This window comes from Sphingomonas sp. Leaf208, from assembly GCF_001421415.1.
GTDB lineage: Bacteria > Pseudomonadota > Alphaproteobacteria > Sphingomonadales > Sphingomonadaceae > Sphingomonas.
In genome coordinates this window covers 1-14,538 of sequence record NZ_LMKH01000021.1, presented here as the reverse complement: position 1 = coordinate 14,538, position 14,538 = coordinate 1, and the positions used below count along the sequence as shown (strand labels likewise).

Annotated in this window: 13 protein-coding genes, 1 pseudogene and 1 other annotated feature; of the genes and pseudogenes, 5 read left to right on the top strand and 9 right to left on the bottom strand. The window is 62.8% G+C overall.

The genetic code is table 11. From position 1 onward, the window contains the following. Positions 1–280 (top strand): annotated as a pseudogene (locus tag ASE69_RS22955) (hypothetical protein); the annotation flags it as partial. Next, positions 236–349 (top strand) — a sequence feature (AL1L pseudoknot). Its footprint overlaps the pseudogene before it by 45 nt. Before the next feature lie 436 nt (positions 350–785). Then, a complete protein-coding gene (locus tag ASE69_RS21395; RefSeq protein ID WP_082453053.1) occupies positions 786–1,037 on the top strand; it encodes a hypothetical protein in 252 nt (83 codons plus the stop codon). Positions 1,038–1,361: 324 nt separating this feature from the next. Here the strand turns inward: ASE69_RS21395 and ASE69_RS09915 are convergent, their stop codons facing one another. From ASE69_RS09915 to ASE69_RS09905, 3 genes are all read right to left on the bottom strand, one after another. After that, the gene (locus ASE69_RS09915; protein ID WP_056485829.1) at positions 1,362–2,192 is read right to left on the bottom strand and encodes a 23S rRNA (adenine(2030)-N(6))-methyltransferase RlmJ; all 831 of its coding nucleotides are present in this window, start codon (positions 2,190–2,192) and stop codon (positions 1,362–1,364) included. Positions 2,193–2,888: 696 nt separating this feature from the next. Beyond that, entirely contained in the window at positions 2,889–3,443 is a 555-nt protein-coding gene (locus tag ASE69_RS09910) for a hypothetical protein (protein ID WP_156362280.1), read from the bottom strand. Between the two features lie 112 nt (positions 3,444–3,555). After that, positions 3,556–3,873, bottom strand: coding sequence for a hypothetical protein (locus ASE69_RS09905; RefSeq protein ID WP_056485832.1), 318 nt, complete (start codon positions 3,871–3,873; stop codon positions 3,556–3,558). A gap of 237 nt (positions 3,874–4,110) precedes the next feature. Between ASE69_RS09905 and ASE69_RS09900 the strand changes: the two genes are divergently transcribed. From ASE69_RS09900 to ASE69_RS09890, 3 genes are all read left to right on the top strand, one after another. Continuing rightward, a complete protein-coding gene (locus ASE69_RS09900; protein WP_056485825.1) occupies positions 4,111–4,410 on the top strand; it encodes a hypothetical protein in 300 nt (99 codons plus the stop codon). 160 nt (positions 4,411–4,570) lie between these two features. Beyond that, complete coding sequence (locus ASE69_RS09895; protein WP_056485821.1) at positions 4,571–5,548, top strand: SDR family oxidoreductase; 978 nt, start codon at positions 4,571–4,573, stop codon at positions 5,546–5,548. Between the two features lie 100 nt (positions 5,549–5,648). Then, positions 5,649–6,275 (top strand): class I SAM-dependent methyltransferase, encoded by a 627-nt coding sequence (locus tag ASE69_RS09890; protein WP_056485819.1) that lies wholly within the window; start codon positions 5,649–5,651, stop codon positions 6,273–6,275. A gap of 99 nt (positions 6,276–6,374) precedes the next feature. On the opposite strand, the gene ASE69_RS09885 is transcribed toward ASE69_RS09890, so the two are convergent. The 6 genes from ASE69_RS09885 to ASE69_RS09860 all read right to left on the bottom strand — a co-directional run. After that, positions 6,375–6,740: a hypothetical protein gene (locus ASE69_RS09885; protein ID WP_056485817.1), complete on the bottom strand. Its 366-nt coding sequence runs from the start codon at positions 6,738–6,740 to the stop codon at positions 6,375–6,377. Between the two features lie 230 nt (positions 6,741–6,970). Further along, positions 6,971–8,344 (bottom strand): PepSY-associated TM helix domain-containing protein, encoded by a 1,374-nt coding sequence (locus ASE69_RS09880; RefSeq protein WP_056485830.1) that lies wholly within the window; start codon positions 8,342–8,344, stop codon positions 6,971–6,973. 23 nt (positions 8,345–8,367) lie between these two features. Further along, entirely contained in the window at positions 8,368–10,740 is a 2,373-nt protein-coding gene (locus ASE69_RS09875; RefSeq protein ID WP_056485816.1) for a TonB-dependent receptor, read from the bottom strand. An 80-nt stretch (positions 10,741–10,820) separates the two neighbouring features. Further along, complete coding sequence (locus ASE69_RS09870) at positions 10,821–11,231, bottom strand: DUF2946 family protein (RefSeq protein WP_056485812.1); 411 nt, start codon at positions 11,229–11,231, stop codon at positions 10,821–10,823. 1,005 nt (positions 11,232–12,236) lie between these two features. Beyond that, a complete protein-coding gene (locus tag ASE69_RS09865) occupies positions 12,237–14,264 on the bottom strand; it encodes a 3-hydroxyacyl-CoA dehydrogenase NAD-binding domain-containing protein (RefSeq protein ID WP_056485808.1) in 2,028 nt (675 codons plus the stop codon). An 82-nt stretch (positions 14,265–14,346) separates the two neighbouring features. Further along, a partial coding sequence (locus ASE69_RS09860) for an acyl-CoA dehydrogenase family protein (RefSeq protein ID WP_056485805.1) occupies positions 14,347–14,538 on the bottom strand: 192 nt, incomplete at its 5' end.

Sequence of the window (14,538 nt, the reverse complement as noted above, 5' to 3'; positions counted from 1 at the left end):
CGAGTTTGAACTCTCGGCTGAACTTCCGTCGTTGCATTTACACCCTCCGGTTCCGAAAACACCTTATCTCGGTGTCCACGAAACCGGCAGCAGCTCAGTCGACAGCGGTAAGCGCGTCGGTGTTTCGACCGCGATCGCTGACAAGACGAAGGTGCTAGAACGCGAGGTACGCGAACGACGGCAGGCCAATGAAATCCCGCGTAAGCCTATCCTGCCTGCCTGCCTGAGGGGCATCCGCGTATTTGCTCAGGTGGAACTCGACTACCCGTCCCGGCGATGATCATGATCTTTGAGAATAACCAGTGTCCACGGGGTTGGGCCGATCTGCCGCACCCTGTTGATCGCCCCATTCACATATCATGACCGCGTCGCGCAGCGACAGAATTTGGCGCGCCTACCGGCGCCGGCGCGACAGGATGTGGCCTTTAAGCCTGAGATAGCCCGTATGTTCGCAGAGAACTAAGCGGCCTAAGGTGCGCATAAGGTCGGCGGGCAGATGATGCGGGAGGGCTGCGTATCTCTCGTTGCACTATGGAACCGCTGATGCGCGAGATCGGCTTGGCACGGTAATTAGCGGCAAGCCGGCGCCCGACCATCAGCGATAAAGCGGCGCCGTGCCCGCGCGATCACGTCAACCGGCAGTTCTACGCCCCTGCGCCGAACATGCAGCGGGTGTCGGACTCCACCTATGTCGCGACTGGGGCAGGTTCGTCTACATCGGACCTTCGACGGGTTCAGGACCGGCTTCGTCATCGACAACCACGCCCGCCGGGGCGTCAGGTGGCGTGCCAACGGAACAACATTTCGCATTCGTACCAAACGCGATCGGGCAAGCCCTTCACGGCCGCGGGCCGCTCCCACGTGGCGGCATCTTTCACCACAGCGACTGCGGCTCACGATACGCGTCGATCACGTACGTTGAGCGGTTCGCCAAGGCCGGGATCGAGCCGTCGGTCGGCACGGTTGGCAACACCCTGCCTACCGACGCCGAACGTCAATATTATAGTGTCGCAGACAACATGGATATGGCGGCGTGACCCACAAAGCCAATGCCTTTGCCAGACCCGGCGGCTGTTCAAGCCGCGGTTTCGCGTCGACTAACCTAAGACCGTTCATGTCAGACTACGCGTCTACAAGCGGCCGCGGCTATCGAGAACAGGAACAGCTACTTGTCACTGTTCGTAGCGTCTTCGCCAATTATTATTTTTCAAGAGAAGGCAGACCTACTAGCACTCTTAGGAAACGCGGGAGCGCAGGCCGCGATAGCCAGCCAACATCGAGCGGATTTCGCAAAATATCAATTTGCAGTCTGCAGTGTGGTGATACCCTCTTTGGAAGAAAGGATCGATCAGGGTTTACCCTTAATCGCGCAACCACTCGGTTGTGATCTGGCCCCCATGCCCCTCCGGCGCCAACGCGGCGCGCAGAATTTCCAGCAAAGGCGGCAGCGCCTGCACGAAAGCGTAGGGCGGGTTGACGATATAGAGGCCTGCGCCGTTATAGATGCCGGGCTGATCGCCATCGTACAACCAATGCTCCACCCCCAGCAATTTCGGGATGCCGAGCTTTCGTAACTCTTCCTTCCACTGCCAATGCGTGGCGCGGTCTTTCAGCGGATACCAGATCACCGTCACGCCATGCGCCCATTTGCGAGAGGCAGCCGCAAGGGTGGCCGTGATACGGGCGCGTTCATCGGTCTGCTCGTACGGCGGGTCGACCACCACCACGCCGCGCGCGGTTCGGGGCGGCAGCATTGCCAGCCAAAGCTCGTAGGCGTCGCGCTCATGCACGGCAGCGGGTGTGTCGCGCATCACGCCGCGCAGGGTATAGGCGTCCTCGGGATGCTTTTCGTTCAGGATCAGGAAGTCCTGCGGCCGCAGAAGCTGCGCCAGTATCCGCGGCGAGCCGGGGTACAGATGCGGCTCGGCCCCGACATTCACCGCCTGCACGGCGGCGCGGTAGTCGTTCAGCAAGGGGTTCGGGTCGGCAAAGGCCCGCAGCACGCCCTGCATGGCCTCGCCGGTGCGCTGGGCATCCTCGCCGCCTAGGTCATACAGACCGCAGCCGGCATGAGTGTCGATTAGGGTCAGCGCGCCCTCTTTTTGTTGCAAGGCCCGGACGAGAGCGATCAATAGGCTGTGCTTCACCACATCGGCGCTGTTGCCGGCATGGAAGGAATGACGATAATTCATTGCGGCCCAAAATCCTGACGATTTACCTTTACGCGTGCTGCTAGGTGGTTGCCGAGCGCGAGGCGACCAAAGTAGCTGATCCGGTGCTAGTATAAAGCCGCGCAAAAACCTTCAACGCAGTTCTGCGCGAGTCCTCACGCCCGCGTTAGCGAAAGGGCAGGGGCTTCGGGACTGAATGTTGGCTTATACACTGCGCCGCGTCGGGCTTCGCGGGTAGCGAGCGCGATCACCAAGGGACCCGTCGTCCGCCGTAACTGGGGCGATAGAGGTTGGCCGCGCGAAGCATTTCCTCCGATGCCTTACGACGCGATTGCAGGGCACGCGCGCTATTGGCAAGAGAAGTTCAGGGGGGGAAGAGCCCGACCCCGCGCACACCGCCTACGCCACTGGGACGGCTTCGCTCAGCCGACAGGACGTCAACGGGGTCTATTGTAGGGTGGTGCTAAAGTTTTCGGTCAGGGGCTGGCAAAGATACTGATCACCAAAGTCATAAGGCGGTAGGGGCACTTTTGAGTCACTCGTTGCACGTAGGGCTATTCCGGGTTTGTTTGCGGCCGGTGACAATGACGTGGGATTGTTCAACCACCCCGTTGATCGATGGCATTGCTCTACGGGCGGAAGCTTGACAGACGCGGCAATGTCACGGTGCGCGTGTTGTCGAAGATCAGGGTCTGACGACCGCTTTGCCGGTGAAGCTTATGGCACAGACAGCGGTCCGGGCAGCTGCCGGGGAAACCATCTCAGGAGGGCATCGGACAGAGCTGCGGCAACAGCCGAGGGTTCGCCTGTTCGTGTGCCGCTAGCGCGCACCGTGGTCGCCTGTCCGGTCCAGACAACGTGATTGTCGCGGCGCAGCGACACGGTCACCTCGAGACGGGTGACGATCAGGCCATGCAACTGATCCTTCCCCGAGGGCAAAGTCAGCGACAGGCCTCTGAGCCCGGCCGCCATGCCCGGTCGACCTGATCGGTCATTGCCGGACCGGACGACGCCGCGCTGTGTCTGGGATACCTCGACCTTGGCGACGTAAAGGCTGTGGTTTGCGTCGGGTAGGGGCAGGAAAGCTGTTCGAAGGAGGGTTCGCTGCACGGCGTCCGTGAACGTTTTCGTGATAGCGGGAGACGTGGTCGGACGATCAGCAGCCACGATCGATATCGTGCCTGGCTTCACCACGGACGCAGCAATCGGCGATTGCACTAGCGCTGCGGCCGCGGCAAAAATAAGAACGTACATCTGATAGGCGCCGATCAATTACAGGTGACGAGGAGCGCTAACGGCATCGTGCCGGCCCTCCGCGGTAAAAGTGGTGGTCGATCTTGACCGAGTAACGATCGTGATCGCGCTCTTCCGTTCAGACAGCCTTCTAGTCGAGCTTCTCGACGTGTCGATCGGCCCATTCCTTGCCTTCATCGCCTCCCCAGAGAAGCCAGGCGATGTAGCCCGCGGACGGATCAGTGTCCGATCCCCACTCGTGCGTTTTACCGTTTTTATCGACCTCGTGACGAGCGAAGTAGCTGTGCATCGACTTCACATCCTCGGCGGTCACATCGTCCTGCGCTGCCAATTGCTCGGCACGACGAACCCCGACGTCCGTACCGCCTCGTCCGAAATCGTCGCGCAACTTTAGCCCCTTCTTCGCATTGGCGGCGATTTTCGCAGTTGGTTTGAACGTATCGGGCATCATGCTCTCCCTGTGTCGATGTTCAAACGCGTAGATTTTGGAACATATCCATGAGGGCGGAGCGGCGGAATTGCCTCCGGTCCTCCCAGGTGATGCTGGATGACTTGGCCATTGGACCGAGTAAGCCGAGACAGGGTTCTCGGGGTTCCTGTCTCCTGACAACAAGGATTTAAATTGTTGAGTTGATGGGAAACTGGCCTCGCTTGGAAGGTTCTAGAACGAGCAAAGGAGATCCACATGGCGACCGAACAGCCGAACATTGCACCTGACGACACGAAGCCGGAGCCGAACGATGCGGATAGCGCTGCGACCGTATTAGACGATGCGCAGATGACCGGCACGCCGGGCGGCGGGGGGCTAGGCGGTGCCGATGCCGCGGATGGCTTGAGCGGATCGGGAAAGCTTAGCGGTGGTGCAACGCCGAACAGCCCTATCGACGTCCCGGTTCCGCACGGCGGTAGTGGAAACCCAACCCGCGAGGCGCAGGTCAGATCGTTGAACGATGGCCCCAAGGAACCGCATACCAATCCGAACTGATCATCGCTGCAGCGATCTCGAGGAACATCGTGCTATCTCGGGTGGACACCTCGGCGCCTCCGGGACGTTGAGTGTCTATGCATGATGATAAGACAGTTTGTCTAACGCGGCCGCGTTGTCTTCCCGAAGGTGTAAAGGCCGCCGCCTTGAGGATCATCCGATGAGCGCTGATCGTAACCTGGCCGGGCGGCGTGTCGTGATAACCGGTGCATCAAGCGGTATCGGCGCGGCAACGGCGGTGGCTTTCGCCAAAGCGGGAGCGCGGCTTGTCCTGGGGTCTCGTGGCAAGGACGGGCTGGACAATGTCGCGCAGCGCTGCGTCGAAGCTGGTGGCAGCGCGTTCGTCCGTACAGTCGACTGCACCGACGCAGGCGCAGTGGCCGTGTTCGCTGCCGAGGCGCACGATTTGCTCGGTGGCATTGATCTGTGGTTTAGCTGCGAAGGCGTTGGTGTGCTTGGCCGGTACGAAGACGTCCCGATTGCGGATCATGCTCGCGTCGTCGACGTGAACCTCGTCGCTTACATGAACGACGTCCATGCAGTACTGCCGATCTTCCTAGCGCAGGATCACGGCACCTGGGTAAACATGATTTCGGCGGGCGGTTTTGTCGCCACGCCGTATGCTGCGGCTTATTCGGCGAGTAAGTTCGGGTTGCGCGGGTTCAGTTCGGCTTTGCGCGGTGAGGTGTCGAAGCGCCCGCATATCCACATATGCGACGTCTGCCCGACCTTCGTCGATACGCCCGGCGTGGACCATGCTGGTAACTATACCGGCGCCCGGCTTTCGCTTCCCCCCGGTTCGCTCGCACCGGAGACGGTGGCGAAGGCAGTCGTGCGGCTTGCCACGCACCCTCGTAACCTTACCGCCGTCGGCGCGCCGGCAATCGCATTCAAACTCGGCGAGTTCGCGGCGCCAAACCTGCTGGCGGCGATCATGAGCGGTTTCCTCGACACTTGGTCGGCCCGCGCGGCCGACGGCAACGATAGTGATGGGGTGTTGTTCGAACCTGGCGTCCTTGCCGGTTCTGATGGTGGCCGACGCGATCCACACCGAGGGCGCAAGGTGGCAGCCGCGGCGGGCGGTATGGCGGTTCTCGGCCTTGCGGGGGTCGGTGTCTGGCTCGGCCGTCGCCGGTGATTGAGGACGACCGCTATTTCGCGGTGTGCTCGGGCATACGCCTACGAACGGACACTGTGGTCGCAAATATTGGCCGATTTAATCGGCAGGGGTTCATCGCGTGACCGAAGCGATCGAGTTGGGACTGCCGGCGCGGGCCTTCGACCGTCAGGATGATGGCGACGACCTTGGCTTCTACGCGCCCCCGCGTTTGGTCACGCACATCGACGAGGCAGCTGTCGGCGCACTGATCAGCCTGTACCGCGATGCGATCCCCGCTGGCGGGCGGGTGCTCGACCTCATGTCGAGTTGGGTGAGCCACCTGCCGGACGGCGTCGCCTATGGCGAGGTCGTCGGCCACGGCATGAACGCAGAGGAACTCGCGGCCAACCCGCGCCTCGATCGCTGGTTCGTCCAAGACCTTAACGATGTGCCTGAGTTGTCCGAAGAGGACGCGCGCTACGATGCCGTACTGATCTGTGTCGGGGTTCAATATCTGCAACACCCCCTGGCGGTACTGCGCGAGGTTCGTCGTGTGCTTAAGCCGGAAGGCCGCGTCATCATAAGCTTCTCGAACCGCTGCTTCCCGACCAAGGCCGTGGCGGTCTGGCGTGCTCTTGATACGCACGGCCACGCATCGCTTGTCCGCCTCTATCTGGAGACAGCAGGGTTCCGCGATGCCACGGCTTCCCTACTTGCAGACGGTCGCCTGGGCGATCCATTGGTCGCGATAACCGGTCGCAGTTGAGGCTGTTGGGATCACACCAGCAATGGGGGCGCTGACTTCCCGGTTTAGTACCGTTGCGCCTGTTACAGGTATGTATCAGTCGCAACGGCAACCCAGCGGTCAGGCTTCGACGCTGGCGGTCAAGGGTGGCGTCTGCTGATGTTGGACGACCAGCCAATCGTCGTGTCCCCGCATCCGCAAAGTCGAGGTGCAATGTGCCTCGTACTTCTCGTCGCCGCTTGCGCAGCGCGCGGTGTACGCAACGACGATCAGGCCCTCTTGAGGTCGTGACACTCGTCGATCCGATAGCTCGACCGTATCCCAATCGGGCGTAGCCTTGACCGCATCCTTCGCTTCCTGCCCCTGGAAGACATAAGGCGGACGGGGCAAGACCATGACGATCTCCTCGTCGATCCGCTCCTGGTAATGCTCGTCGCTGGCATCCCATAGGCTTCCTTCGAATTCCCACACACGCTGGTCGTCCATGCCGTCTCTCCTTCATGGCTTAAGCGCGGGAAGATAGGGGAGGGTTCCGACGTCTCGGCGCCATCGCGCCGATATCCGTCGGCGTGTCAGGCTAAAACGCCTGTGATGTATGGGCTGCCCTGCGTTGGAGCATGACACTGTCAGATACGGTCGAGGCACAGGGGCTAACGGCTCGTCAGGTGGATAGTGACCGGCGCCGTGCGATCACACCTACTGTTCCCGCATCCCCTTCAGGAAGAAGCGGCTCTTCCCAGCCCCAGCCAGCGTCGCGTCTTGGCAATGCGGCGCAGGACAACCCGTTCGACTACGAGGACGATCACGAGTGTCGTGCCGAACAGCGGCATGTAGACCCCAAGCCCGACGATCGCTGCCACCAACCCGATCCGAAAGCGCGGCCGGTTCTGCGGCAATGGTGCGCCCAGCAAACCCGTCGGTCGCCTCCGCCACCACATGATCCCGCCCGATACGGCGAGGACGGTCAGCAGCAGCGCGGTTAGCGTGCCGAGGATCTGATTGGCGATGCCGAACAGCGCGCCCTCGTGCGCCGCGATGCCGTAGCCGATGACCCGGTCGATCCAATGGCGGTCGGCGAACGCGACACGGCCGACAAGGCGGCCTGTCGCACCATCGACCTGCGCGTCCGATCGCAGTGGGCGATCGGCTGCGTCCGATGACACCGCCCACGGCCCGCCTTCATGCGCGGGGGGAGACAGCAGCACAGGCGGTGCAATCCGCAACGGCCGGACCGTAGCGATCACGCGCCCAAGCTCACCGGGCGGGATCGGCGGGGCAGCCATGACCATGCCGTCATGCCCGGCGTGAGCCCCAAGCATCGCGTCCGCTTTCGCCGTCGGCGCCTTGCCGCCGATCGTCCAGTCGACGGGACCCTGCGTCGTGCCCGTGAGCGTGCGGACCTCCCCCAGATAGCTGCCCCAGGCATTTGCCCATGGAAGGCCAGTGAGGATCAGCCCGAGCGCGAACACCGAAACCCAGATGCCGGCAGTCGCGTGGATATCACGCCAGAACACGCGTCGGCCGCCCCCCAGGCGAGGGTAGAGGACACCCGCGAGGCCCTTCCTGTTGCGCGGCCACCATAGATAAAGCCCGGTCAGGAGCATGACGATCGCCCAGCACGCGGCGATCTCGACGAGGTAGCTCCCCCACACCCCCGCGAGCAATTCGCCGTGAAGGCGCGATACAACGTTGAGCGGCCGGTCTTCCTCGCCGATGACCTTCAGCACCGCAAGCGAGTGCGGATCGACATAGACGCGGTGATCAACGCCATCAGCGGAGACGATCACACGCACGGCGTTTCCCGGATGTTCCGGGAGTACGTATTTATGCAGCGACGATCCTGGGGCCGCAGCCAGTGCCGCCCCCACCTGCGCGTCGGGTGAGACGGTCCGCCCGGCAACGGGAAGATGATCGTAGGGCCGGTCCAACAATGCTTCCAACTGCGGTCGCCACAGATAGATCGTGCCCGTCAGTGACAACCAGATAATGAATGGGATGCAGAACAGGCCTGCATAGAAGTGCCAACGCCATACCGCGTTGTACCACCGCGCGCCGGATGCCCGATGGCCGGCGGGTGGGTTCGTGTTCATCGCTGAAGCGTCCATGCCCGCCATCATAATGCCTGGGTCAGGCGTATCCCGATAGTCCGCGGCGGGCCGACGAGATAGGAAAAGTAGCTGATCGCAGTGGTGTTGCCGGGCGACGTCGTGAACTCCTGACCGAAGACCGGCACGGCGTCGAACAGGTTGGTGACTAACAGGTCGACCCCTAGGCCGCCACTCATCGTCACCCCGGCGGAGGCGTCGACCAGCGTGTAGGCCGGACGCGGCAGCACCTCGCCTTCGCCGAACCCGCTGTTGGATCCGCCGACGTGGCGCGCCGCGGCGAACAGCGTGCCGGTCAGCCCTTCTGTGAGCGCGGTCTCGTACTCGCCGCGCACATTCCACAGCCAGCGCGGCACATCGAGCACACGCGAGCCTGCCGGCAGCAGCAAGTTGAGCACGTCGTTGCGGTAGGTCGCGTCGGTGAACGATCCGCCCGCGTGAAGATCGAGCCCCCGGACCGGCGACATGGAAACTTCAAGCTCGCCGCCACGGCTACGAACCCGGCCGGCGTTGACGGTGAAGGAGATGGTCGTCGCGTTGTTGATCCCGCACGCAGTCTGGAACGCCTGCTGATAGTCCTTCCAGTCGATCGCATAGGCAGCACCGTTGATCCGCACGCGACCGCCCCACAGGCTGGTCTTGGCGCCTATCTCGTAATTGTCGGTACGATCGCTGTCGTAGGGCGGCGGTACATCGGGAATGCCTGCCGCGCGACGTTCCGCAGCCGAGCAGATATCATCCGTCACTGGCGCATTGACGCCCCCGGTGCGGAATCCCTGCGAGTAGCTGGCGTAGAGCGTCGTGGCACGGCTCGGCTCATAGCTTAGCGTGAAGCGCGGTGTGACGCCGTTCTCGCGATTGCGCTCGTCATAATCGTAGGCGAGATCGCCGCCTGCGACGCCACCGATCCCGTAACGTCGGCTCGCTTCGCGCTGGCGATAGGCAAAGACCCGGGCGCCCGCGGCGACTTTCACCTTCGGCACCACGGCATAGGTCAGCTCGCCGAACGCCGCGATCTCGCTCTCACGGAAGCGCACTGTCGTGTCTTGGATGACGGCCGGGCTGCTGGCACCAAGCGGCAGCGGCGCGGTGACGCCGAACAGGTTAGCGACGGTGATGCTGCGACCGGAGTCCTGATGAAGGTCGCGGTAGAGCGCGCCGAACACATATTGCATCCGCCCCGGGCCATTGGACACCGCGCGCACCTCCTGCGTGAATTGCTTCGTACGACCAAAATCGACGAGCGGCGTTGGGAACAGCCTGCCCCCGGGACCCGGTCCGACGATGTCTTCGACGATTGGAGAGTCGAACGCGGTGACGTCGAACGACAGCCGGTTGCGCCGGTCGAGCCAGGACGAATTCGACGACAGCGTGAAACCACCGAGCGCATCGAACCGGTTCTCGATTAGCAGCGAGCCGATGACGAACCGATCCTTGGCATACGTGTCCGCATACCGCGCCTTTAGCCGCGCGCGCTTGCCGAAGGTCACGTCGCTATGGGGACGGTCCGCGTTGCTATAGGCGTCCTGCCAGACCAACGACGGCGTGATCGTCAGGGTCGGTGTTGCATTCCAGCGCAGCGCCGCACGTACCGTGCCGGTTCGCATCCAGTTGACGTCCTTGCGGACCGCCGACGTTCCCGCATTCTCGGTCAGGTCGCCGGTAGTCGGCCGCAGATCGTCGATCCAGCCGCCCTGCCGGACAAACCCGCCCGATATGCGCAGCGCGAGTGTATCGGCGACGATCGGGAAATTGAGCATCGCCTTGGCGTCCCAGCTCGTGCCGCCATCGGTGACGGTCGAAACGCTCGCCTGACTCAGTGCGGCGATCTTGGTCGGGTCGGGCTGGTTGGTCACGATGCGGACCAGGCCGCCCATCGACGACGACCCGAACAACACGCCTTGCGGTCCGCGCAGCACTTCGACCCGAGCGACGTCGAACAGCTGCGGGTCGGGCTGCGAAAAGCCGCGGAGTGCGCGGGTCTGAAGCGGGGTCTCGTCGAGGTAGACGCCCGTCGTCGGCGACTGGACGAACCCCACCCCGCCGATCCCGCGTATGATGTACTGCGAGTTGCCGGGCCCGGTGGTCGCGAAGGCCAAGCCCGGCACGGAGTCCGCGACGCGAGAAAAGTCCTGCGCGTTGAGGCGGCGAAGCAGGTCGGCGGAAAGGATGGTGACGCTTGCCGGCACGTCCTGAAGCGCCTGCGGGCGTTTCAGCGCGGTTACGGTGATGTCGCCGGTTTCAGCCGGTCCAATGCCCGGCGCATTGGTGGCTGTAGTGTTGGGCTTCGTAATGTGCGCCGCGTCATCCTGAGCGGACGCTGGTACGGCGAGCAGAAGGCAGGGCAGGCACGCCCCAGCCAGCAAGTGAGGTCGGATCATGGATAGGCCTTTGACCGGCCCTCGCGATAGCGCGCGGTCCGTGGACGTGGTTGCTCTTGAAGGAGCAGACGATCAGTCGGTCAAAGGGCGGCCGGGGGACCGCGAAGCGGAGGCCGTAGGTAGCCGCGGCGGACCGTCGCCGGTTGGACGGCTGGTGACAGCCCGATCGCCATGACGAAGGCGATCAGGGCGACGAGCTGAACGGGATCGATCGCACCGAGCGTTGCGGCTGACAGGCCCGCAAACGCGCACGGCATTTCAGCCTTGTCGTGGTCCTTCGCTTTGCCGTGATCGGGCATCTCGCCGTGGGTCCCGGGCATTGCCATCGTCGTGGCGTTGGGGGCGACGCCGGAACATAGCTCGATCGTAATCCGGCCATGCTCGCTGCCGATCATGTACCCGGTCGGTACGAGCAGCTTCAGTAACAACGCTGCCGCGCAGAAAAGCACGGCAAAATAGCGTTGCGCTAAGAGGCGACGAGTCGCGAGCATCGACGGCAGGTAGCGCAGCTAGCGGGTGGTGTCTTGGTTGACCTTCCAGAGCGGGCGTACGCCTGTACGGGGTCATTCCCGTTGAACGTTTCTGCCACCGTGGTTGGCAATGCCAGCATGGCGAAAGGTTCGGCTAACAGCTCATGCCGCCGCGCAGTAACAGCTGCCACTGATTGGGCGATCATCTCGCAGTCATCGCTACTCTTTGACGCGCTACTCGACAGCAGACCCATCCCAAGGGCGAGTGACATAAAGATCTAGAACCGATTTGAGTGAGATGTAGCGATGCTGCGAAAAGGTGTCGCGTCGCTCGCCGGCATCGCGCAATCGGCAGGCTTTGTCGATTAGTTCCATCTGACCTGAATAGTCCGGTCCCGTCTCGACATAACTCCTGCCTATTGGGGTAAATCACGATATGTCGAGCTGATACAAGACGCGAACGCTGCCATGTCGCAGGTACTGGCTTTACCCCTTCAGGAAACCGGCCTGTGTAATCAATCAAAACTGCTGTCATCGCGCCCAGCGCCGTCGCATTGTCCGCCGCTGCCTCTGCGCCGCGTATCGGCCTCGCTCTCGAAACGGTCCTCGCGGCGTTCGATCACGACGAACACTTCGATCTGCGAGCGTAGTTTTGCTTCACAATGGTAGAGTAGTCGCGGAGCGCTATTATGGTTAATTGGCAAACACCGTTCATGACATCCGGTCGGCAAGAAAGAACGTAACTGCACTGCTCATCGGCTCAGCGATCGACTGGAGCAACTGCATCGCCCAGACGACACGGTTTCCGGATACTGGTCCGGATCCGACGGCAGCGCGTCGGCAAAATTGCCATTCGGAATGTCCTATCGATGCGATCGGGGGCTGGCCGCGTTCGTTGAGGATCCACCATCACTGGGTAACGGTATTGAGAGATCTAGCAGATCAGTAGAGTATTCATCCCGGATTCATTCCTGACACCGTTCGGGCGGTCGTAAACTCGATTGGATTTGGAGACCGGAAACGCCGTCATAGCGAACCGGCCTTGAGCGATTTGGCAACGGTGAACGCGTATTTCTCCAGCCCCGCGACGACCTTCGCCAACCCCTCGGACTGCGCCCAGAACATCGGTCCGCCGCGGTACACCGGCCAGCCATAGCCGTAGATCCACACCACATCGACGTCCGACGCGCGCTGCGCCTTGCCCTCTTCGAGGATCAGCGCACCCTCGTTGACCATGGTGTAGAGCGTCCGCACGACGATCTCCTCGTCGCTGATCTCGCGCGGCGTCACGCCCGACTTCTTGCGGAAATCGTCGATGATCTCGGTAACGCGCGGCGAGTTCGACGGCGTCCGCTTCTCGTCGTAATCGTAGAAGCCCGCCTTGGTCTTCTGGCCCCAACGATTCTCCGCCGCCAGCGCATCGCGGATGTTCTTGATCCGGCTCGGATCGCGGTGCCAGCCGATGTCGACACCCGCCAGATCGCTCATCTGGAACGGCCCCATCGGCATCCCGAACGCGACATGGACTTTGTCGATCTGCTCCGGGCTCGCGCCTTCCAGCAGCAGCTTGGTCGCCTCGACCTGCCGCGGCATCAGCATGCGGTTGCCGATGAACCCGTACGTAACGCCGGCAACGACAGCGACCTTCTTGATCTTCTTCGCGAGCGCCATGACGGTCGCCAGCACGTCGTCCGCGGTCTTGTCGCCGCGCACCACCTCGAGCAATTTCATCACGTTGGCCGGCGAGAAGAAGTGCATGCCGACCACGTCCTCGGGCCGCTTCGTGCAGGCGGCGATCGCGTCGATGTCGAGATACGAGGTGTTCGACGCCAGGATCGCGCCCGGCTTGGCGATCGCGTCGAGCTTGGTGAAGATTTCCTTCTTCACCTCCATCGTCTCGTACACCGCCTCGATGATCAGGTCGCATTCCGCCAGATCGGCGAAGTCCAGAGTCGGCTTCAGCGCGCCCATCGCCTGCTCGACCTGCTCGGGCTTAATCCGGCCCTTTGCGGCAGTCGCCTCGTAGTTCTTGCGCACGACGCCGGTGCCGCGGTCGAGCGCGTCCTGCTGCATCTCGACGATCGTGACCGGGATGCCCGCGGACAGGAAGTTCATCGAGATGCCGCCGCCCATCGTGCCCGCGCCGATCACGCCGACGCGCTTGATCTCGCGCAGCTTGGTGTCGGCGGGGACGTCGTCGATCTTGGCCGCCTGACGCTCGGCGAAGAAGATGTGGCGCTGTGCGGCCGACTGCACGCCCGTCATGAGCTTCATGAACTCCTGGCGTTCGAACGCGATGCCGTCCTCGAAGCTGGAGCCGTCCGCAGCCTTCTCGACGCAGGCGATGTTCGCGGCAGGCGCGTCGAAGTTACGGAAACGCCGCGCATTCTCCTTCTTGAACGCAGCCACGGCATCCGGATCGGCCTGCGCCGTCTTCTCGGACGCACGGGGCAGGGGGCGCTTCGTGGCGATCTCGCGCGCGAACGCGACGGCGTCGGCCTCGAGCGAATCCTCACCGACGATCTTGTCGATCAGACCGGCGTCGAGTGCCTTCTTGGCCGAGATCGGATTGCCCTTCGCGGTCATCTCCAGCGCGAGCTTCACGCCGGCGATGCGCGGAATACGCTGCGTTCCGCCCGCGCCGGGGAGCAGGCCGAGCTTCACTTCGGGCGTGCCGATCTTCGCCGAGGGGACGGCGACGCGGTAATGGCAGCCGAGTGTCACCTCGCAGCCGCCGCCGAGCGCGGTGCCATGAATCGCCGCGACGACGGGCTTCGACGAAGCCTCGATCATGTCGACGACGGTGGGCAGGCCGGGCTCGACCATCTCCTTGCCGAACTCGGTGATGTCGGCGCCCGCGAAGAACGTGCGTCCGTCGCAGCGGATCACCATCGCGGTGATGCTGTCGTCGTTCACGCCGTCCTTGATCGCCGCTTCGAGACCCTGCCGGACCGCAGCACCGAGCGCGTTGACGGGAGGATTGTTCGAGATGATGACGAGCACGTCGTCATGGCGTTCGGTGCGGATCGGGCCAGTGTTCGTCGACGGGGTCATACTATCTCCGGAATTCATGTCGTCCGATACGGTGTCGGCAGGACAAAAAGAGGGCGCCCAACGCGCTCGAACGACAGGCCTGTCACGGTTGAACCGGACTTTGGGCGTCGCGCCAGTCGCGCTTAATCTTCTTGGCGAGGCTCCACTTGTGGACTTCGGTGGGGCCGTCGTAGATTCGAAAGGCGCGTACCTCGCGAAAGACTTGCGCGACGATCGTGTCGTCGGTCACGCCGGTGCCGCCCATGACCTGCACGCAACGATCGGCGATGCGCAT

Excerpts from the sequence above, each read along its gene's own strand:
- ASE69_RS09915 (WP_056485829.1), bottom strand. The coding sequence starts at position 2,192 with ATGAATTATCGTCATTCCTTCCATGCCGGCAACAGCGCCGATGTGGTG.
- ASE69_RS09905 (WP_056485832.1), bottom strand. The coding sequence starts at position 3,873 with ATGCCCGATACGTTCAAACCAACTGCGAAAATCGCCGCCAATGCGAAG.
- ASE69_RS09900 (WP_056485825.1), top strand. The coding sequence starts at position 4,111 with ATGGCGACCGAACAGCCGAACATTGCACCTGACGACACGAAGCCGGAG.
- ASE69_RS09895 (WP_056485821.1), top strand. The coding sequence starts at position 4,571 with ATGAGCGCTGATCGTAACCTGGCCGGGCGGCGTGTCGTGATAACCGGT.
- ASE69_RS09885 (WP_056485817.1), bottom strand. The coding sequence starts at position 6,740 with ATGGACGACCAGCGTGTGTGGGAATTCGAAGGAAGCCTATGGGATGCC.
- ASE69_RS09880 (WP_056485830.1), bottom strand. The coding sequence starts at position 8,344 with ATGAACACGAACCCACCCGCCGGCCATCGGGCATCCGGCGCGCGGTGG.
- ASE69_RS09875 (WP_056485816.1), bottom strand. The coding sequence starts at position 10,740 with ATGATCCGACCTCACTTGCTGGCTGGGGCGTGCCTGCCCTGCCTTCTG.
- ASE69_RS09870 (WP_056485812.1), bottom strand. The coding sequence starts at position 11,231 with ATGCTCGCGACTCGTCGCCTCTTAGCGCAACGCTATTTTGCCGTGCTT.
- ASE69_RS09865 (WP_056485808.1), bottom strand. The coding sequence starts at position 14,264 with ATGACCCCGTCGACGAACACTGGCCCGATCCGCACCGAACGCCATGAC.